General features: G+C 63.0%; 19 protein-coding genes, 1 other RNA gene and 3 pseudogenes. 11 read left to right on the top strand and 12 right to left on the bottom strand.

Annotation, left to right across the window (positions count from 1 at the left end):
- Positions 1–108: 108 nt before the first annotated feature.
- The 6 genes from FLG15_RS22640 to FLG15_RS22615 all read left to right on the top strand — a co-directional run bounded on the left by FLG15_RS22640 (position 109) and on the right by FLG15_RS22615 (position 4757).
- On the top strand, positions 109–318 hold the full coding sequence (locus tag FLG15_RS22640; protein WP_057679212.1) for a hypothetical protein: 210 nt from the start codon (positions 109–111) through the stop codon (positions 316–318).
- A gap of 314 nt (positions 319–632) precedes the next feature.
- Positions 633–1115: a hypothetical protein gene (locus FLG15_RS22635; protein WP_150147487.1), complete on the top strand. Its 483-nt coding sequence runs from the start codon at positions 633–635 to the stop codon at positions 1113–1115.
- A 183-nt stretch (positions 1116–1298) separates the two neighbouring features.
- Positions 1299–1652, top strand: a complete 354-nt coding sequence (locus tag FLG15_RS22630; RefSeq protein ID WP_150147484.1) for a hypothetical protein — start codon at positions 1299–1301, stop codon at positions 1650–1652.
- A 724-nt stretch (positions 1653–2376) separates the two neighbouring features.
- A complete protein-coding gene (locus FLG15_RS22625) occupies positions 2377–2577 on the top strand; it encodes a hypothetical protein (RefSeq protein WP_057679210.1) in 201 nt (66 codons plus the stop codon).
- A 666-nt stretch (positions 2578–3243) separates the two neighbouring features.
- Entirely contained in the window at positions 3244–3564 is a 321-nt protein-coding gene (locus FLG15_RS22620; RefSeq protein ID WP_057679209.1) for a hypothetical protein, read from the top strand.
- A gap of 842 nt (positions 3565–4406) precedes the next feature.
- Positions 4407–4757: a hypothetical protein gene (locus tag FLG15_RS22615; RefSeq protein ID WP_150147481.1), complete on the top strand. Its 351-nt coding sequence runs from the start codon at positions 4407–4409 to the stop codon at positions 4755–4757.
- A 221-nt stretch (positions 4758–4978) separates the two neighbouring features.
- On the opposite strand, the pseudogene FLG15_RS22610 reads toward FLG15_RS22615, so the two are convergent.
- The 5 genes and pseudogenes from FLG15_RS22610 to FLG15_RS22590 all read right to left on the bottom strand — a co-directional run.
- Positions 4979–5068, bottom strand: a pseudogene (locus FLG15_RS22610) (SDR family NAD(P)-dependent oxidoreductase); the annotation flags it as partial.
- 37 nt (positions 5069–5105) lie between these two features.
- Positions 5106–6193, bottom strand: a protein-coding gene (locus FLG15_RS22605; RefSeq protein WP_223842567.1) for an IS3-like element ISXcd1 family transposase whose coding sequence is annotated in 2 segments (ribosomal slippage) — positions 5106–5941 and positions 5941–6193 — 1089 coding nt in all. Because the reading frame shifts where the segments join, the coding sequence is not laid out codon by codon here.
- 69 nt (positions 6194–6262) lie between these two features.
- Positions 6263–6496: pseudogene (locus FLG15_RS22600) on the bottom strand (DUF1348 family protein); the annotation flags it as partial.
- 63 nt (positions 6497–6559) lie between these two features.
- Entirely contained in the window at positions 6560–7129 is a 570-nt protein-coding gene (locus FLG15_RS22595) for a TetR/AcrR family transcriptional regulator (RefSeq protein WP_057678191.1), read from the bottom strand.
- 116 nt (positions 7130–7245) lie between these two features.
- Positions 7246–7818 carry a TetR/AcrR family transcriptional regulator gene (locus FLG15_RS22590; RefSeq protein WP_017158948.1) on the bottom strand — a complete coding sequence of 191 codons (573 nt, stop codon included), beginning with the start codon at positions 7816–7818 and terminating at the stop codon, positions 7246–7248.
- Between the two features lie 84 nt (positions 7819–7902).
- On the opposite strand from FLG15_RS22590, the gene FLG15_RS22585 reads away from it, so the two are divergent.
- The gene (locus FLG15_RS22585) at positions 7903–8646 is read left to right on the top strand and encodes an SDR family oxidoreductase (protein ID WP_057678183.1); all 744 of its coding nucleotides are present in this window, start codon (positions 7903–7905) and stop codon (positions 8644–8646) included.
- Between the two features lie 96 nt (positions 8647–8742).
- Here FLG15_RS22585 and FLG15_RS22580 read toward each other — a convergent pair whose 3' ends face one another.
- The 3 genes from FLG15_RS22580 to FLG15_RS22565 form a co-directional block, all read right to left on the bottom strand.
- On the bottom strand, positions 8743–9003 hold the full coding sequence (locus tag FLG15_RS22580) for a hypothetical protein (RefSeq protein WP_150117235.1): 261 nt from the start codon (positions 9001–9003) through the stop codon (positions 8743–8745).
- 7 nt (positions 9004–9010) lie between these two features.
- Complete coding sequence (locus tag FLG15_RS22575) at positions 9011–9526, bottom strand: hypothetical protein (protein ID WP_057678192.1); 516 nt, start codon at positions 9524–9526, stop codon at positions 9011–9013.
- Between the two features lie 429 nt (positions 9527–9955).
- A complete protein-coding gene (locus tag FLG15_RS22565; RefSeq protein ID WP_237377042.1) occupies positions 9956–10306 on the bottom strand; it encodes a hypothetical protein in 351 nt (116 codons plus the stop codon).
- 214 nt (positions 10307–10520) lie between these two features.
- Between FLG15_RS22565 and FLG15_RS22560 the strand changes: the two genes are divergently transcribed.
- The 4 genes from FLG15_RS22560 (at position 10521) to FLG15_RS23690 (ending at position 13358) form a co-directional block, all read left to right on the top strand.
- Positions 10521–10853: a hypothetical protein gene (locus FLG15_RS22560; protein ID WP_003482333.1), complete on the top strand. Its 333-nt coding sequence runs from the start codon at positions 10521–10523 to the stop codon at positions 10851–10853.
- 61 nt (positions 10854–10914) lie between these two features.
- Positions 10915–10991, top strand: a non-coding RNA gene (locus FLG15_RS22555) — sX9 sRNA.
- Between the two features lie 194 nt (positions 10992–11185).
- Complete coding sequence (locus FLG15_RS22550; RefSeq protein WP_057678185.1) at positions 11186–13111, top strand: M61 family metallopeptidase; 1926 nt, start codon at positions 11186–11188, stop codon at positions 13109–13111.
- A 67-nt stretch (positions 13112–13178) separates the two neighbouring features.
- Positions 13179–13358 carry a hypothetical protein gene (locus FLG15_RS23690; protein ID WP_057678186.1) on the top strand — a complete coding sequence of 60 codons (180 nt, stop codon included), beginning with the start codon at positions 13179–13181 and terminating at the stop codon, positions 13356–13358.
- Between the two features lie 102 nt (positions 13359–13460).
- Here the strand turns inward: FLG15_RS23690 and xopQ are convergent, their stop codons facing one another.
- From xopQ to FLG15_RS23750, 4 genes and pseudogenes are all read right to left on the bottom strand, one after another.
- A complete protein-coding gene (xopQ, locus tag FLG15_RS22540; protein ID WP_150147478.1) occupies positions 13461–14849 on the bottom strand; it encodes a type III secretion system effector XopQ in 1389 nt (462 codons plus the stop codon).
- 354 nt (positions 14850–15203) lie between these two features.
- On the bottom strand, positions 15204–15494 hold the full coding sequence (locus FLG15_RS22530; RefSeq protein ID WP_057678188.1) for a HigA family addiction module antitoxin: 291 nt from the start codon (positions 15492–15494) through the stop codon (positions 15204–15206).
- A 17-nt stretch (positions 15495–15511) separates the two neighbouring features.
- A pseudogene (locus FLG15_RS22525) lies at positions 15512–15794 on the bottom strand (type II toxin-antitoxin system RelE/ParE family toxin).
- 94 nt (positions 15795–15888) lie between these two features.
- Complete coding sequence (locus FLG15_RS23750; protein ID WP_150147475.1) at positions 15889–18672, bottom strand: AAA family ATPase; 2784 nt, start codon at positions 18670–18672, stop codon at positions 15889–15891.
- Positions 18673–18762 lie beyond the last annotated feature (90 nt).

Here is an 18762-nt window from a genome sequence, read left to right as displayed (position 1 = left end):
CGACCACTCGCGCAACCGCATTGACGCAACCCAAAAACTCGGCGAGGATCAAGGCACGCAGTACTTAATGCAGCCGCAAAGCCACACATTTCTTCAGGGGAAGAAACAATGTTGAGCAAGGCATGGAGCATGGTGGCACTGACTGTGGCCGCACTAGGATTGTTTACCGCATCCGCGCAAGCGCGCACCAGAGCCGCCGGCTCGCACCATACCACCAGTCACGGCGGTCACTACAGCGCAGGCCACGGTGCCTCGCACAAGGGTGGCAGCTACCGCAGCACAAGCACCAATAACCACTATCGGCGTCACAAGTCCTAGCAGGCCTCAAGCCAACGCCACTCGGAAGTGCAGCGTAATGCAAAAACTAGGACGCGAAGAATGCATTATCAAAACCTACTGAAGCTGCTTGCCGGCCTTGCCGGCGTCATGCTCGCAACGACGGGCGATTTGCTGGTGGCGCTGGTTTTTGGCGGGAAAAGTACGCGAGGGTGAGGCCGGTACCCTGATCAGCGGCTTCGGATTTCTCTTAATGGCAGCTCTGCGTTGGCAATGCCGTTTTCCTTATGAGCTGCCAAATCGCTTCGCGGCGTCGCTCAATTAAAGTGTTAGATTGCTAAGGGAGTTTTCGGGATATGCACGATCCAATTAGAGATTTCATTGATCGATATAAGCAAGTGCGTGCCGAACATCTGAATTCTCAGTACTTATTCAAGCGCAAAAAAGGCAATTCAAAGCTCTCGGAGCTTGACTTTATTGCGCAGGATGAAGAGTTCTACAGAGCGTATCTATTGGACGCGCAAGGCGTTGCCAAACTGCGCAACGCCACTATTACGCCTGCTCGGTGGACAAGTCTTATCCTTGCTGTAAAGAATCGTTCCGAGATGATCAATGCTAAGATCGACTTCTTAAATTACATGCACACATTTCTCGCAATTTGCGTGCCTCTCTTTATTCTTGCTGGTCAGTTCTTGGATAAAGCAAATTGGGGCGCAGCGGCAATCTGTGTATTTTTTATCGTCTGGCTATTTAAATTGCGATCTGAGCTTCGGGTCGAGCTTTCAACAGCTAAAGAGCTATCAAACGTTTTTGAGCAGCTTTCAAAGGGCGCAGTCTAACAATTCATTCAAGTCGAACTGGCTTCGCCGGTCGGCTTAGTTTAGGCGTTAGAACTCATGGACACATTTGGTTTGCCGCCTAGGGTTATGGGAAGATTCGTACCTTGCTAGCGACTCAAGTAGCTTAGCCGGGGAAATTTGGAATGCTTTGCAAAACGAGGTGCAAAATGGGTGCATGGGGCAATGATTGCTAATAACTTAAGGCTGGTAATCATTCTTATGATCTCCTTGTCTGCTTGTGCTGCTCCTGGCCAAGGTATGAAAGCCAAGAAGACGAAGGAGGTCGGTAATGCTATAGTTCGTTCAATCGAAGCTTATCGTATTGAAAGGGCTGCTTATCCCAAGTCGATTGATGAGCTTGGCAATTATAAGGAAATCATGACGGATGTTGATTCCGCAAATATAAAGTTATTTTTTGTCTCAAATTCGCCTGATAATTACGAGTTGATAATCAAGTATTTTGGCCCAGGCAGTAACTTATGCGTCCATCGATCTACAGACGCCCAAAACGTCTGGAATTGCACGGGTAGCTACTGAACAGAGGTCACCACCCAGGTTTGCCACTAGCTGTGCTAATCATCAAAAATCCAAGCTGGGCCTAAGGTTTCCCCACGTGGCCCCCTGCGAGATTACACTGGTGCGCCACGATTTGAAGAAGTGCGCCCATGAGGGATGCTTTAAGAACGGAGTCAGGTTGGCTTGAAAGTCCAATCTGACTCCGTTTTTGGCTGCCTACATTACATCGGCGCACGGTTCAAATGGCGGAAAGAACTTGCCGTTTGCTCCACACGCTGATCCAATGCGCCTTAACTTTGGTATTAGAAAAAACTGGAAATTTGATTAAAATTTTCTTGGGTTCCACGTCCTACGGCCTGTTCGACTTGAGAGCTCACACTGTTTCAATTTTATGTGGAAACGGAGAAACGGAGAAACGGGGTCGGGTTTACTTCTTGAGATAAGGGCTCAAGGGTATCTTCCGCGGGACGCATCGGTACGGCGGCACTCTCACGTCCATATCAGCGCTGTGCTCTTCCCAGCAGTCGATATCCCGACAAACCTGCGGCCGGGCCCAACGCGCCGATCGTCACGCCGGGCTCGCTCACCTCTCGCCGCGCAGAGGAGCACACAGATTGAGTCGCCAGCTGTTGTATCGCATCTCACGCTAGACCACCTCGACCGCCTGCTACGCCCGCTCGTTGCTCATGTAAGAATGGGGTCAGGCTTATAAACCTGATCCATTAATCCACTCGGCCTACTCGCCATGAAATTCGTCTACATTTTTTGCATGCTGATTGCCGGTTTCTTGCTCGGCGCCGGTGGATTGATACGCTGGGGCGCGTTTCTTGTCGCGCCCGAGAAGCGGCCGTTTCGTTCGACTTGGGACCGGAGGGGATTTTTCATGGCGGCCGCCGGCATCGCCGGGATGATCGTAAGTACAGCAATCTATGAGGCTTCTCGCTGATCGCGGACCGACAGCCTGTGCACGAGCTCAGTTACAAGCCGCTCGTTTGGCTGCCAGGAAAGAGGTTCGCTAAAACGGTCGATAGTAGGAAGTTGCTCGCCTGCGACAACGCATGTACCAAACCCGAGTGTCGTCGCGGCGATGTGCACATCCCCATCGCGCTCGATGACGCATTACACGGAGCCAGGTAACCGCAGAGGAATTTCAGAGTTCCTCGTAGACATCGTGATGACGGGGAAAATCACGCATGCAATCCATTGCAGCTTCAGCACTCAAATATGAAACAGTCGCCATGACGGTGACAGACCGCCGCGACGGCAGCGCACCCGCAACGCTACGGTGTGCCATTGATGGGAAAGGCCACTGTGGCGGCGGCGCATTCACAGAATGTGCGATGGATGAGCAGGCATTTATCCTCCGCCCCCACTGGACTGGATTAGCGCCTAGCGTCCCTTCGCTTTGCGGCTAGCCGGCCGTGCCAAACCCTCACACCGCGCGCGGTCGGCATGCTACCCTGACCACCGCCATTCTGGCGAAGACGGAAAACCAGGTGACCAGCCGACGCCATAGCAAGCGGTGTCGAGAGCTGTCTCGTTGAGCCACGCCTAGCGCAATTCGCCCAGAGACACTCATGTCATTTCAACCATTACCAGGGAGGTATTCATCATGAAGCTACGTTCCATTGGCGCCACTTTTGCACTGGCTGCGGCTTTTGGCCTTGGCCTGGGCGCCCCAGCTAACGCCCAGGCGGCGGACCCTTGCTCGGTTTTTCTCTGCATGGCCGCCGTGTCCGGCTTCGGCAAACCGAGCGCCGAATGCGCAGCGCCGATCGCAGCCTTCCACGCCATCCAGATATGGGACCCGCACTTCGATTCGGGGGCCACAGCGGCGGCGCGTCGGACATATCTGATGACATGTCCAGGTGTGGTGCCGGTGAATCAAGCCACGCTGGAAGCCATCATCGGGCAGTGGGGCTACACACCTTGACGGGGTTGCCCGCTGACCCAGGATTTCGCTTCTGCCACCCCCCTGTTATGGACATCGCACAACACAACACACGCACCTTTATGCGCCATTGAGCTCCCACGCCTCGATCAGTGGGAGGTGAACGCAGTAGCGTTGTATGTTCGTGCACAGGGCGCACCGGGGGCACAGTCTGCCCTGTTTTGCTCGCTCAGGTGGCTGTGCTCCCAGTGAGCGTGGCAGACGCTGCGATTATCTAAAACGTAAAAGAAAGGGTGCCGGGTTCACCTAAAAAATTAACCTGACCCCGTTATCGCCGTTAGCACTACAGTAATTGGCCGCCGGCAAGGGCTCTATGAGGACTGATGGTGCGCGGTAATGCCGCGAGTGCTGAGCGATCTCCCGCAAAAAAAGCATTAGGCAAAGGCTCTGTCCACCAATTCAGGACTATCCTAGATAACTATGACTGCCAAACGAAACGCGGCTCGCATCCTGATCTGGTCCATCGCACTCACCGGGGTGCTTGCGGATTGCATGCTGTTTGCTAGTGGAAGGCCACCACGAGTACCGCCTGTTACCTGTGCACAGCTACCCGCAAACCTAAAGAAAATGGGCGATGCTCTTGCTCCTCAAGCGGCAGCTGCGGCGATGGCTACGCATGGCTTGGAGTCAGCTGCGCTGAAGCGCGCAATGCAGCCCGGGGACACGGTGCACGAGTTTGCGACCGATGTGACTGGTGGGTATCTGGTTCTGCGGGGAAACTGCTATGTCGGTGAAGCTGTAAATTGGATACGTTAAGACATTGATGCTATTCAAGTTCTCGATGCTTCGATGTGCAATTTAGGTTCAATGTGAGGCCGCACAACATGCATCGCTTCGATATCCTCGCAAACTCTGTGCTGATCGGGCATACCGCCTTTGAATCAGGCGATCCTCCTATGGGCGTTGCGTTCGGTAGATTTTTCCCAATAGCCGCCTATGAGACCGTGCAGCCGGCCATCATCCAACGAGAGGGAAGAGAAGTGGAGAGCATGGACTTTGCTGTACGAATCGCCAGCGACGGGCGAGTGATCGAGTGCCTAGCAGTTGGCATCACCGACTGTTCTGCGGATTTCGGAGCAGAAGGCTTAGAGGTCGCTGTGCTCGGAATTGGATATCCGCTGTACGCTGAGCTATTTCCTCAGCACGTTGCCGCGTACGAACAGCAGTTCAAGTAGCCGGACTGTGATGGATCGTACGGCAGTAAGATAGGCATCTCATCATCTCTCATCACGCTCCATCTTGCCGCTACGCGGACGCTCGCTGGAATAACTTGGCTTGACCATCGGCAGCAAAAATCACATCTGCCTACGTAACGGTGAGCTGGTAGTCAGCGGGGGCGACGGGGTCAGGTTCACTTCATAAGCCACCCAACTCGTTCCCAGCGGTCTCCTAACGACTAACCCACAAACGCCTGCCGATGATCGCGAACAAAATCATCGAAAGTGCGCGGCCGCTTACCGGTCAGCCGCTCGATCTCGAAGGTGGGGTAATCCCCCCGCTTTGAGCGTTCGCCAAAAGTGGAGCTAGGCGGCCATCGCCAATTTCATTGCTGGCGTGATACCGCCGAGCGCCATGTTGGGGCGCTCATGGTTGTACGTCCATAGCCAGCGCGTGGCCTTGTCCTGAACCTGCTCGATGGTGTCGAACAACGTTGTGGCCAGCCAGGCGTAGCGGACGGTGCGGTTGTAACGTTCGACATAGGCATTCTGCTGCGGCTTGCCTGGCTGGATGTGCTCGATCCGAATCCCGCGCTGCTGTGCCCAAGCTAGCAGCGCGCCGCTGATGTACTCCGGGCCGTTGTCGCAGCGAATGGCGTTTGGCTTGCCGCGCCAGTCAATGATCTGTTCCAACGAGCGGATCACCCGGGCCGATGGCAGCGATAAGTCGACCTCGATGCCCAGACCCTCACGGTTGAAGTCATCGAGCACATTGAACAACCGGAAGCTGCGGCCGTCGGCCAGCTGGTCGTGCATGAAATCCATCGACCAGACCTGGTTGATCGTCTCCGGCACCGCCAACGGCTCTGGCCGCTCGCGCACCAGCCGCTTCTTCGGCTTGATCCGCAGGTTCAACTCCAGCTCCCGATAGATGCGGTACACCCGCTTGTGATTCCAGCCAAAGCCCTTCACGTTGCGCAGGTGCAGAAAGCACAGGCCGAACCCCCAATCACGATAGGTTGTGGTCAACCGCACCAGCCAATCGGCAATCCGGGCGTTCTCCTCGCTGGCCTTGGCTTGATAGCGAAAGCAGGTCTCGCTCACCGCAAAGGTCCGGCAGGCATGCCGGATGTTCGTGTGGCCACCATCTACGGCCCATCGGGCCATCTCCCGGCGTTGAGATGGCCTCACCATTTTTTTGCCATCGCCTCCTTCAGCAGGTCGGCGCTGAGCTGGGCATCGGCGTACATCTTCTTCAGGCGCCGGTTCTCGTCCTGCAGCTCCCTGAGCTGGGACATCAGCGATGCGTCCATGCCGCCGAACTTGCTGCGCCACTTGTAGAACGTCGCCGAGCTGATGCCGTGTTCCCGGCACAACTCCGGCACGGGCGTGCCGGCCTCGGCCTGCTTGAGGACGGCAATGATCTGGCTGTCGGTGAAGCGGGATGTCTTCATGGAACCTCCTCGGAAAAGGGTACGAGAAAATTCCACTTCTGGCGTCAGCTAACCTGTGGGGGGATTACCCTTGATCAAGCGGTACTCGAGCTCCTTATTCCACTTGCGCGCAAGGAACTGCCGGGCTTGTTCCCGGCCGTTGGTGAACTCGGCACGGTTTCGCCATTGGGTGTCGAGCGAATAGGCAAGCGACACTTTATCGGCGTCGCGGGAATTCCAACCGTCTTCGGCAAGCCGTATCTTTTCGATCGCCGATTCGCGGGTGAACGGGGGAAGCGGCGGGCGAGCGTGAGCGTTGGACATGGCAAAGCCTCCAATCGAAGTGGATACATCGGTGTTTTGAGAGTGCGGCGGAGCGTCAGGCCGCTAGCCGGTGGCCTGTTTTAGCAACAACTGCGCGATATCCCTTGCGGTGTCTGCGGCGTCCTCGTCACCCATCACGCGCGAGACGGTGATTGCGCCTTCCATGAGAAGCAGCAGCTGGCGCGCCAGTGCGTCCGGCTGCGTGATACCCAGTTGCCCGGTCAGTTCCAGCGTGTAGTCGAGCAACTTTTGCTTGTGATGCCTGGCGATCTTGCGAACCGGATCGTCGGGGTCCCCGACCTCGCCTGCGGTGTTGATGAACGCACAGCCGCGGTAACCCTCCGACTGGAACCATTCCTTGAGCACCGTAAACATGCGCAGGATGCGCGCCTCGGGACGGTCGGCCTTGTCACATTGCTGCCTGAACCACGCGAGCCAACGGACGTCGCGCGCGTTCAATGCAGCGGCGGCCACCTCGTCCTTGTTATCGAAGTGGCGGTAGATGCTTTTCCGCGCCACGCCTGAGGTCTTCACCAGCAGGTCCATGCCGGTGGCATGGATGCCGTGCTGGTAGATCAGCGCCTCTGCCGTTGCCAGGATCTTCTGTTGGGTGTCGTTGGTTGGCTTGTCCACGGCGTCAAGGTAGAACGATCGTTCTCCCATGTCAACGCCTGCGCGTTGCGTGGGTTGCTCGCCATCACCCAAGACGACGATGAAGCACTCTAGGCGCCAGCGCGTTGGCGGCTGACTTACGCAGCCGCTCCCGCCCCTGGCGCTGCAATGCCGTCGACGAACAGCCCGATCAGGTGCGCGATGCGCGTCTTTGGGGAGCCAAGCTGTTCGGTGGCCAGCGAGGTCGCAATGGCGACGACGACGAGATCGTCGAAGGACACATCGCGGCGGACGACGCCGCGCTTCTGGGCGCTGCGCAACAGCTGCTGCCCTTGCTTGCTGACGGCCTCGCACCCTGGCGTGCCGCTCTGCAGCACTGCGCCCAGCGACGCAGCCAGCCCACGATAGACACTGGTATGCAGTGCCAGATCCTCGAGATACGCGCGCAGCGCAGCCAGCGCGTCGAGCGAACTGGCGCGCGCGTGACTGGCAGCAGCCAGCGACAAGAAACGCCCGCTATAGGCCGCGGCAAACAACGACTCGCGGGTGGGGAAGCGCCGATACAACGTGCCGATCCCGACGCCGGCGCGTTTTGCGACGTCTTCCATCGACGCTTCGGCACCGCGCTCCAGGAAGACCTGCTCAGCTGCGGCGAGCAGGCGTTCGCGGTTTCGCTGGGCATCGGCGCGCAAGGGCGTATCGGCGGTCAACGGGCTCTTCCGACGTGGCTTGTGGAAGTGGAGGCTACCTCCATATACTAAGTGGAGCAATCCTCCACTTATCAGGGAAGCACAATGGGCAAGCGATTCGGAGGCAAGGTGGTCGTGGTTACCGGCGGCACCGACGGTATCGGGCTGGTGACGGCGAAGGCGTTTTCGGCCGAGGGCGCGCAGGTCTACATCACCGGGCGGCGGCAGGACCGGCTGGACGCTGCGGTGGCGGAGATCGGCGGCGGCGCGGTGGGCGTGCAGGGCGATGTCGGCGTGCCCGAGGACATGGACCGGCTTTATGCGTGCATCCAGCAGGAGCACGGCCGGCTGGATGTCGTCTTCGCCAACGCGGGCGTTTCCGAGTCGGCCGCGCTGGGCGAGATCGACATCGCACACCTGGAGCGCCTGTTGGCGACCAACATCAAGGGCACGGTCTTCACCGTGCAGAATGCACTGCCGCTGATGGCCAGCGGTGGGGCTGTGATCCTGGCCGGCTCCGTGGCAGGCAGCAAGGGCATCGGCGCGCTCTCGGTCTACAGCGCCACCAAGGCGGCCATCCGCTCGTTCGCCCGCACCTGGACGAGCGACCTGAAACGCCGCGGCATCCGCGTGAACGTGATGTCGCCCGGCATGGTGCACACACCGGCCATGCAGACCTACCTGGACGCCAATGCAGGAGCCGAGGACGCGTTCAAGCAGATGATTCCGTTCGGGCGTTTGGGCGATGCCGAAGAGATCGCCGAGGCGGTGCTGTTCCTGGCCTCGGATGCGTCCAGCTTCATCGCGGGGCACGAGTTGTTTATCGATGGCGGGGTCATGGCGATTTAGGCCGCCTGCCAGAGCGCTGCATCAGCCAGAGCGACTGCGCGCTCGACCGCGCGCAGGTGACGGTTGTCGCCATGTTGGCGGGCAACGTCGCCGGGCTCACTTCTTCGGCGGCCTTGTCCAATGGTTGCCGCCGATCCGGGGGACTCCGGCACCGCGTCGCCACGCCATGTCGCCTTGCGCGCTGGCCGTGCGAAGCAACACCGAGAACCGATCGATCTGCTCCAGCGTGGCACCGAACCTGCAGCGCGATATTGGGTGACACCTGAGCGCGGTTTTTTTGCGGTTTCCTGCCTGTGCCATGTCGCGCGCTCCAGTCGCCTGACGAATGGTCGTCATCAGCGCTGGAGTGTCTTCCAACGATCGATCAGGACGCCGAACGCGCGACCGTGCAGTGCTGAACCACGCACATGATGGCGGTGATTGTGCCGCCTGCGCCCGCAGCCCCCGCGTCGCTCACAGTGCCAAGGCGTTGCATGTGCGCCACCATCGGGGCCAGGTTGTCGCCCCCGTTGTTGGTCCAGGTGCCAGAGAGTTCGCTGGCTTGGCTCGGAATCGATTGGCCCGCTGCTGTTCTTTCGCTACCGGGTTCGGATTTTCCGTTGGCCTGATTCACATCAACGATCACGCCGACATAGGAGCCGTCCTTGAAGACAACCCTGAAAAGCAGGTTTGCCCGATGCGGGTTGGCCAGCGACGCCGTGGTCCCGGAGCCTGTGACCTGTCGTATCAGCGAGCTGCTGCCCGTGGCAGATTCAACCATGGCCCTCAGATTTGCGTCGGTGACGTAATCGTATGCGCTTTTCTCGCGTGCATGAGAATTCAATCCCAGCATCTCGATCGGGATATTGTAGATAGGTCGAATGGTGCCCGCGCCGATCACGTGGAACGTGTGCGCATTCGCGACCTGTCGTGTCGCTCCCGTTGATGGCCTCTGCTGCGGCACGACGGGTGTCGGTGGAGTTTTCACCGCCGCCAGCACTGTGTCGCCGTCCGATCCAACGGACCACTGTTGAACCAGGTTATCTTTTACGTTGTAGACGATGTGGGTGCCAGGTCCCCTGCCCATCGCTTCAGCACGAAAATCGCTGTCTACTCGGCAAGTGTCGCACCGGATTGCAACGGCCTCGGCCCACGTCGAGACAACGGCACATCCTGTCGCCAGCACCGCTATCCATATGTGCTTCACGCTATCTCCGTACTTTTTGCGAAGGCAGTTCGACAGCGTATTTGAGCGGGTCTTCTGTCGCAACAGGTTCGCACGTGACGCGTTGTCGGGCTTGGCGGATAGACAAGCGCGACGGACCCTACATCAATGCCCATCTAGGTCATCAGCATGCATCGGTCGCATGCAGAAGTTGTTTGCAGTGACATGCGCTGGATGCACGGCCCAATTGATGAACTTCATCAACGCATCTTCCACGGCCTCCTCCATGGAACCCCCCGTCCCGGATAGCCAAAACGTGCTGCCATCTTCTTCGATCAAGCCAAGGCTACTTTCGACTTCTTTGTAGCCGGGCCAAACTTCTGCTGCGGGACATAATTCGAAGACACGGAATTCTGCAGGGAAGGCATCGCTCAAGGTAACTTCAAACCCTTTGCCGCAGCGGACGACGCGGACCAGATAGGGGTGCGAGATCTGGATATGGTCTACAAGCGACACGTTGGTACTCGTTGGTCGGAGAATCGCCAGGCGTCTGTTCCATCGCGTCGTCCCTTCAGACGCAGCACTACCAGAGCGATCAACCCAGCCAGAGGCGTTGTTATCTCGCTCAAAAGTACATCAGGGCGGTGCGCCATGCATCATGGCGGCTCCTTGACCTCCCATACATCCCCCACCCGCCATCCTCGCTGCAGCCTCAACTGGAGAATGCACGATGATGAAGTGGATGGGCACCGCGCTGGCCGCGGCACTGTTGATGAGCGGTTGCGCCAAGGTGGAAGGCGAGAAGTTCGTTGGGCACTGGGTCAACCTGCAGTCGCAGGACGAGACGATGGACATCGAGCGCAATGGCGAGACCTTCATGGTCCGCAGCACCACGCCCAAGTTCTTCAGCCGCCAGCCCAAGACCGAAAGCTACCCGGCGGTCTACAAGGACGGCGCGCTGCAGGTGACCAACGATGGCGAGACGGTGAACTTCGCCATCGACGAAAGCAACGGCCATCTCAACACCGGTGGAGAGCAGTACGAGCGCGTGCCGGCCAAATAAGGGCAGCGAACAAAACCACTGCGCAGCCGCCAGGCGGGCGCGGCCGGTGCTCGGAATCGGCATGTAGCACTCGTCCACTGCGGTTCTGAGCGCGCCGTCCGCACCCACCTGAGGACTGCTCGCCACGTGGTGTAAGCCGCTCCAAGGCCGCAGTTGTCACCGGCGCCCGCGTGCAGACCTTGACGGTCGCACGGGCGTTCGGGCTGTGGACACGTGTGTGTTCTTCGATGCGGGTGAACGCGCTAAAAGCGAGCTGGAGCAGCGCGCTGTTTTCGAGATGGCTGCAGGGTGTTGCAGGCGTATAGGATCACGGCCTTGTTCAAGGCCGTGCAATGCGCATCCATTCAAGCCACATCCCCCCTTTTTGCTTTGCGCGTGCGTCGGTCTTGGCGGTGGTGCTCGCACTGTTCGCAGGTCAAGGGTTCGCGCAATCCAGTCGCGGCCCGACCTACATTGCCCCGACACCGACGGTTGCGCCGCCGGTAGACCACGCCTTTGCCGGGGTGATGCGCGTGGACGTGGATGCCACCGACGTCGCGCGCCGCATCTTCACTGTGCACCAGCAGATACCGGTGGACGCGAGCGGTGCGGTGACGCTGCTGTATCCACGTTGGGAGGCTGCCAGCCATGGGCCGAGTCTGACGGTGACCGATCTTGCCGGCCTGGAGGTCAGCGCAGCGGGGCGCCGCCTGGCATGGCGGCGCGATGCCTACGAACCGCATGCCTTCCATGTAGAGGTGCCGGCTGGTGTGCAGCAACTCGACGTGCAGTTCCAGATGCTGGCCGGCGGCGAGTTGCTGACGCGCGACATCGTGTCTGTGCCCTGGCAGCGGTTGGTGCTGTATCCGGCCGGTTGGTATGCCCGCAACATTGCGGTGGCCGCCATGCTGACGCTGCCGGACGGGCTGCGACCGTTCAGTGCGTTGGACGTGGAGCGCGTGCGCGGCAAGCACTACGCCTTCAAGACGACATCGCTGGAAACGTTGCTGGACGCGCCGGTGCTTGCCGGCAGATTTGCCGCGCAGCTGCCGCTGACCGGGACGGTATCGCTGGATATCGTGGCGCAGCGGCCCGCCGACCTGCAGGTGCCGCCCGCACGCGTGGCCGAACTCCGTTCGCTGCTTGCGCAGCTAGGCGCGGTGTTCGGCCCGCCGCCGTTTGCGCGCTACGCCATCCTGGCGCGGCTGAGCGATGAGGGCGCTTCCGGCGGCACCGAGCATCGCGCCTCCAGCGAGAACGGTCTGGCGTCGTCGCATTTCCAGGACTGGCCGGGCCAACTCCTCGCGCGCGACCTGATTGCGCACGAAATCGTGCATGCCTGGAACGGCTTTTACCGGACGCCTGCCGATCTATGGGCACCGACGCCGAACGTGCCGGTCTCCGGAAGCCTGCTGTGGATGTACGAAGGACAGACCGAGTTCTGGGGACGGGTGCTGGCGACGCGTGCCGGCCAGTTCACGCCCGATGAGGTGCGCGACCGCCTGGCGCTGGAAGCGGCGGAGATCGCAACGCGGCCCGGGCGGGCATGGCGCTCTTTAGCCGACGACGTGCACTACCCGGCTTTCATGTTGCGCCAGCCGGTGGCGTGGCGCGACTGGCAGCGCCGGCGCGATTACTACGCCGAAGGCGTGATGCTGTGGCTGGCGGTGGATGCCGAACTGCGCGCGCGCAGCGGGGGCAAGCGCAGCATCGACGATTTCGCGCAGCGCTTCTTCGCCGGCGCCACCCCGGACGCGCCCACGCGCACCTATACGTTCGAGGACATCTGCGCCACCTTGCATACCGTGGCGCCAGCCAACTGGGCAGGCTTCCTTCGCGGATGGATCGATGCCCACGACGAACTGGACACCACACGCGGCCTGACCCAGCACGGTTGGTCGCTGGTCTACACCGACACGCCGACGGCGGCGTTCCGTGCCAGCGAAGACGAAGCGGGCGTTGCCGATCTCACCTACTCAATCGGATTGACGGCGCGCGCCGACGGCATGCTGCGCACGGTGGCCTGGAACGGCCCCGCCTTCGCCGCCGGGCTGCGGCCGGGCACGCGCGTGTCGACCGTCAATGGATCGCCGTTCTCGCAGGACGCGTTGCGCGATGCGGTGCGCGGCGCGGCACGCCGCCCCATCGTGTTGGGCATTGCGCAGGACGGGCAGCGCGCGGACGTGCAGATCCAGTACACCGGGCCGCTGCGCTACCCACGGCTGGAACGGCTGGCCGGGCGGCCCGATACCCTTGCCAGGCTGCTTGCGCCACGCTGAGGCGATGGGCGCCGGCGGCCGCCACCCGGTGTCACGTACTCCACTGCGCCAGACCCTCTGCCCTTCGATGGCGCACAAGCCTTACAGTGCGCTGGCACGCCGGGTCCGGCGCTGCCAGCGCGTTCAATCCAGCAACCACGAGGGTGTCATGAGCAAGGGGATGGACCAGAAGAAGAACCAGAAGAAAGAGCCGACCAAGACGCTGAAAGAAAAGCGCGCGGCCAAGCAGGAAAAGAAGGGCAAGTAAGCCGCCCGACCTGGTCGCAGGCGGACGAATTGGAGGGGATGCCCAACCTCGCGCTTCGCGGATGACGCCGGACGGCGCCACTCCGCGAATGCTGCCAACTGCTCAGCGCGCGTGTTGCCCCTGGTCCTGCTGGGCGAGCGCGGCCTTGACCAGCGCCGACAGCAACAACCTGGCTTTTTCCGGACGCACAACCTCGGCGTGTCCCACGTGCTCCACCGGGCTGGCTCCCTCGCGGTGCATGGGCGTTGGCTGGAACAGCAGGCGCGCGGTGCCGGGCAGCGCCGCCAGCAAGGTCAGCGGATCGTAGAGATTGAGCTTGGTCACCTGCGGCCAGATGGCGTCGAAGCTCATGGCAGCTTGCCGACCCGCTGCCGCAGCCTCTTGGGCTTCTGCTGTGACGAACGTACGGAAGAACCACGCCGAATCCAGGCCGGGGATCAGGTTGGCCTGGATGCCTTCCCACAGGCCTTTCAAGGCGTTTTTCTGGACATCGCGCAGGTACTCGCCCACGGGGTGGCCATTGCGTGCGATGCCTTCGTAGAACGCCGGCGGCACGGCGGCCCTGTAGGCAGCCTCCTTGCTCAGGATGCGCAGGGGAATGCCGAGTTGCTGCGCGCGGCGGTAGAGCGCACGGGCGGCGTGGATGTCGGTGGCGTTGTTGTAGGCACGCGTGTCCGGTTGCACGAGGCCATCGGCGTCTTTGGCCGGGTCGATGCCTCCCATGATGGTGATGGACGCGACCTTGTCCCGCACCAGATCGCCCGCCTCGGCAAGCAGGGCGCTGGCATCGGTCATTCCGGCGATGACCACCATGCCGAGCTTGTGGGGCGAGCTCGCCAGGCGCTGACGCATCGCACCGACGCCATCGGTGTGCACCGCGTCCGGCGCCGCACGCAGCGCGGCTCCCTCGGCGAGGAACTTGGAATGCTCCCGGGCCTGCGTGGGCGTCATGGGATAGTCCTGGCCGCGCGCGACGCGCACATCCGGCAAAGCCAGGCGATCGAAGACACCTTTTGCCAGCTGCGCGCGTTGCGATCGCATGGTGGCATCGCCCAGGGTGACGACGACATCGGTCAGACGCAAAAAGCCTTCGACCTGCAGCTGCTTGGCGATGGTGTAGGTCACGACATCGTCGGGGTCCTTGTTCGGGTCGGTGAACAGCAGCGTGTCCAGCGGGAGCTGCGGCCGGTGCAGACGCAGCTCCCGCAGCACGGCCGCCTCGGTGGGCGTCAGCACGGGCGTGTCGGCGACGCCGAGTTCGGCCAGCATGCTGCGCTGGGCAGGCGTCAATCGCGCGGGCAGGCTCTGCGTGCGTCGGTGCCGTGGCGCGTCCGGGCGGGGAGCACGGCCAATCATCGCCTGCAAGGCATCCGGCGGCGCCGCGGCTGCGGAGGACTGTGCCTGCGCGGAGACGGGTGGAGGATCGCGCAGGTCAGCCGTCATGTCTGCGCTGGGCAAGCCGGCGGTGGAACGGATTGCGGTGGGCTGCATGGGAGGACCTCTGAGAGTGAACGGCGGTGCTGGCAGCGCCTGTTGGCAACACGACAGACCGGGCTCACGGTCATGCAGGCGCAACGCCGCGCGAAACAGTCGCGTGTCAGCGCTGACGCGTGCGTCAGTGGGCCGCGGCCCTGCGTACGGCGCGATCACGCGATCCAGCGGACGGCCAGGCGCGCAACGTTACCCACGTCCATGCCAGCGCCATGGCGGCGTGGTGAATTCCTGTGTGCGGTGACGAAGAATCACCGGTCGGCACGCCGCCGCATCGACCCAACCCGACGCCGGTGTTGGCGAGCAGCGCAGACGCTGCGCCGACTTAGCAGCATGTGCTGGAAGCCGCCCGGATCATGCCGCCAGCCGCTTGATCCGCGCCGGCAAGTCGCCCAGCGCGCGATGCGCCTGCTCCAGCTCGTAGTCGGCCTGCAGGCCAAGCCAGAAGCGCTCGGAGGTTCCCAACGCGGCGGCCAGACGCACGGCAGTGTCGGCAGTGATGCCGCGCTTGCCCAGCACGATTTCGTTGATACGGCGCGGCGGGACGCCGGTGGCGCGTGCCAGTGCGTTCTGGCTGATGCCCAGAGGCTCGAAAAACTCCTCAAGCAGAATTGCGCCAGGGTGGATATTGGGTAGGACCGTCATCGACAGATGCCTCGTGCTCAGTGGTAATCGACGATTTCGACCTGCACCACATCGCCTTCCATCCATCGGAAGCAGATGCCCCATTGATCGTTGATCCGGATGCTGTACTGGCCGCGCCGCTCGCCCTTCAACGCTTCCAGCCGGTTGGCGGGCGGGATCCGTAGATCGTCGAGATGGGCTCGGCGGCATTGAGCATGCGCAACTTGCGGCGCGCGACCAATTGGATGCCGGCAGGCAACCGGCGGGAACGCGCACCCAGCCAGATCTTTCGGCTTCCTTGTCGATAAAGCTCCTGATCATGTGACAGCCATAACGGCCTGCGTTATATGACGCAACCCGTTACGAACGTGCAGCCTGCCATTGCGGGACAAGCGCCGGCACCGACTGGATTGGATCAGAACAGCGCACCTTGCACAGGCGCACTAGGCGGCGGTTGTGGAAGCGGCGCTGGCGTGGGTGCTGGAACTGGCGGTGGCTTGTCGTCTTTTGCACCCAAGCGCCACGCCAACCCCGAGATGCGTGCGGCGTGCCGCGCCAGCGCGGCGCGCATGACCGCTTCGCTGCCGGCCAAGTGCAGGGCGCGGCGGGCGCGGGTGAGGCCGGTATAGAGCAGTTCGCGGCTGAGTACGCGGGCGTCGCGGGTGGGCAGTTGCAGCCAGACCTCGTCGAATTCGCTGCCTTGGGCCTTGTGCACGGTCATGGCGAAGGCGCTTTCGTGCGCGGGAAGTGCGGCGGGATGGAAGCCGCGCACCTGGCCGTCGCCGTCGCCTTCGAACCAGGCGACCAAGGGGCCTTGGGCACGGCTGTCGGTGGCGGGGGTGTCATGGTGTGCGCGGTCGCCGGCGTGGCCCGGCCTTGGCGACGGTGGCACGTGGCCACGCGTGGTCACGGCACTTGCATCGCCCTGCCCGGGGGACGGGCGCGCGTCGCTGCGGCCAGGCAAGGCGCCCGGGTCGCTGCGCAGGCAGATACCGACGTCGCCGTTGAACAGGCCGTGGCGGTAGCTGTTTTCGGTGATCAGCAGCAGGCGGCCCTGGAACCAGGGCGAGGCGCCGCCCAGACGACGGGCGCCGGCGCCGGTGTCGGCCAGCAGTTGTTCGATGCGGGCGTTGAGGCCGCGCGCGCCTTGCGGGCCGGCGCGCACCGCGGTGAGCAGGCGCAGGCGGGCGGCATCGCGCAGGGCGGCGGCGGGGTCTTGCGCGTTGGCCAGCGCGCGCCAGTGGGCGAGCAGCGCATCGCGGCCGAGTGTCAGCGGGTCTTCGCCGTCTTCGTGGAAGTACACGCCGGGCAGTTCGCCGCTGCGTAGCAGGGCCAAGGCGGTGTCGGCATCGCCGGCGCGGATGGCGTCGGCCAGTGGCGCCAGTGCGAAATCCTCCGCCTGGCGATAGCCGCGCAGCAGGTGCACGCGGTGGCCGGCCAGGCCGCCGTTGCGGGTGGCGGAGGTGACCGCAGGCGGATCGACAGGCGCGCTGCCGAGCAGCGGTTGCAGGGCCTGGGCATCCTCGGGCTGCAGGGCATCGCCCGGGCCGGCGGCCTGCAGGATGGCGGCCAGCACATCGCCGGCTTCCACCGAAGGCAGCTGGTCGGCATCGCCGAGCAGGATCAGCTGGGTGCCATCGGCGACGGCTTCGACCAGTTTGCACATCAGCGGCAGGTCGACCATGGACGCTTCGTCGACCACGATCAGGTCGAACGGCAGCGGGTTGTCGGCATTGTGGTGGAAGTGTGGGGAATCCGGGATGACGCCGAGCAGACGATGCAGGGTGCTGGCGCCGCTGGGCAGGGCGGAGTTCCCGTACGGGTCGATGGGCGCACTGCCCTCACCCGCCCTGCGGGCACCCTCTCCCGCGGGCGGGAGAGGGAAAGCGTCTGGGTGCGGTGCGGTAGGCGGGAGATCGGTGGGGGGGCTGCCTTCACCCGCCCTGCGGGCGCCCTCTCCCGCAGGCGGAAGAGGGAAAGCGTCTGGGTGCGGTGCGGTAGGCGGGAGATCGGTGGGGGGGCTGCCTTCACCCGCCCTGCGGGCGCCCTCTCCCGCAGGCGGAAGAGGGAAAACGCCTGGGTCCGGTGCGGTGGACGGGAGATCGGTAGGGGCGCTGCCCTCACCCGCCCTGCGGGCACCCTCTCCCGCAGGCAGGAGAGGGAAAGCGTCTTCCGGTGCGGTGGACGGGAAATCGGTGGGGGGGCTGCCCTCACCCGCCCTGCGGGCACCCTCTCCCGCAGGCGGGAGAGGGAAAGCGTCTGGGTGCGGTGCGGTGGACGGGAGAGGGGACATCTCCGGGGTCGGTGTGTCGCAGGGAGGCGGCAGCCCTTGCTCCATGGCGCGGGCCACGGCCAGGCGCAGGCTCTCGGCCATGCGCTCGGCGGCGCGGCCGGTGGGCGCGGCCAGGGCGATGCGCGGCGGCGATGTGCCGGCGGCCCGGGCCTGGGCGATGCGCAGCAGCAGCATGCGGGCGATGGTGGTGGTCTTGCCGGTGCCGGGGCCGCCGGTGACCAGCAGCAGCATGCGGCGCAGCGCGAGGGCCGCGGCCTGGGCTTGGCGGTCGGGGCTGCGGGCTGGCGCTGCCTGGTTCGACCCTGTGATGGACGGCGCAGGCGGATTTGTGCCCTCTTGCCGGAGGGAGGGCGCGGGCAGGCCCGACCCCTCACCCGCCCCGCGGGCACCCTCTGCCGGGGGGAGAGGGGTTGGGGCCGCGCTGCGAGGCGTTGCGGTGGCGTTCGGGAACAACTGCGCGAACAGCGGCGCCAGCGTGGCGGCGTCGACCGGCGGCGGCGCTTGCGCGGCGATGCGTTGCAGGCCCAGGGCCAGGCGGCGTTCGTACTCGCGATAGCGGCGCAGGTAGAGCAGGCCGCGTTCGAGGACGAGCGGGCAATCGGCGGCCGCCGGGGCCTCGGGCTGCGGTTGATCGACCCAACGCGAGGCGGCCAGGCTGCGTTGCCAGTCGGCGGGATCCGGGAAGGTCGGCGGCGGGCCGTCGCGCGCGTCCAGCACCATGGCGGCGCGGGCCGGGTCCAGCCCGGCGTGGCCGCTGGTCACTGCCAGCGAGGCGAGCGCGGCGCCGGCCAGCACCTGTGGATCGGTGTCCGGTTCCAGGCGTTGCAGGCTTTGCGCGAAGGCCAGATCCAGGGTGCGCAGGGCGCCGCTCTGGTTGAGGGCGGCGAACAGGTTTGGGGGGTTCATGGCGTTGGCATTCCGTTGGCGGATACGCGCTCGCGCCCGGTCATGCTGCGCCCACCTGTGTTGGCGTGCAGTGCGGGCGCGCAGCAGCGT

Origin of the sequence: Xanthomonas phaseoli pv. dieffenbachiae (assembly GCF_008639345.1) — a bacterium.
GTDB lineage: Bacteria > Pseudomonadota > Gammaproteobacteria > Xanthomonadales > Xanthomonadaceae > Xanthomonas > Xanthomonas phaseoli.
The sequence above is the reverse complement of the archived record's forward strand: the minus strand, read 5'-3'. Positions and strand labels throughout refer to the sequence as shown.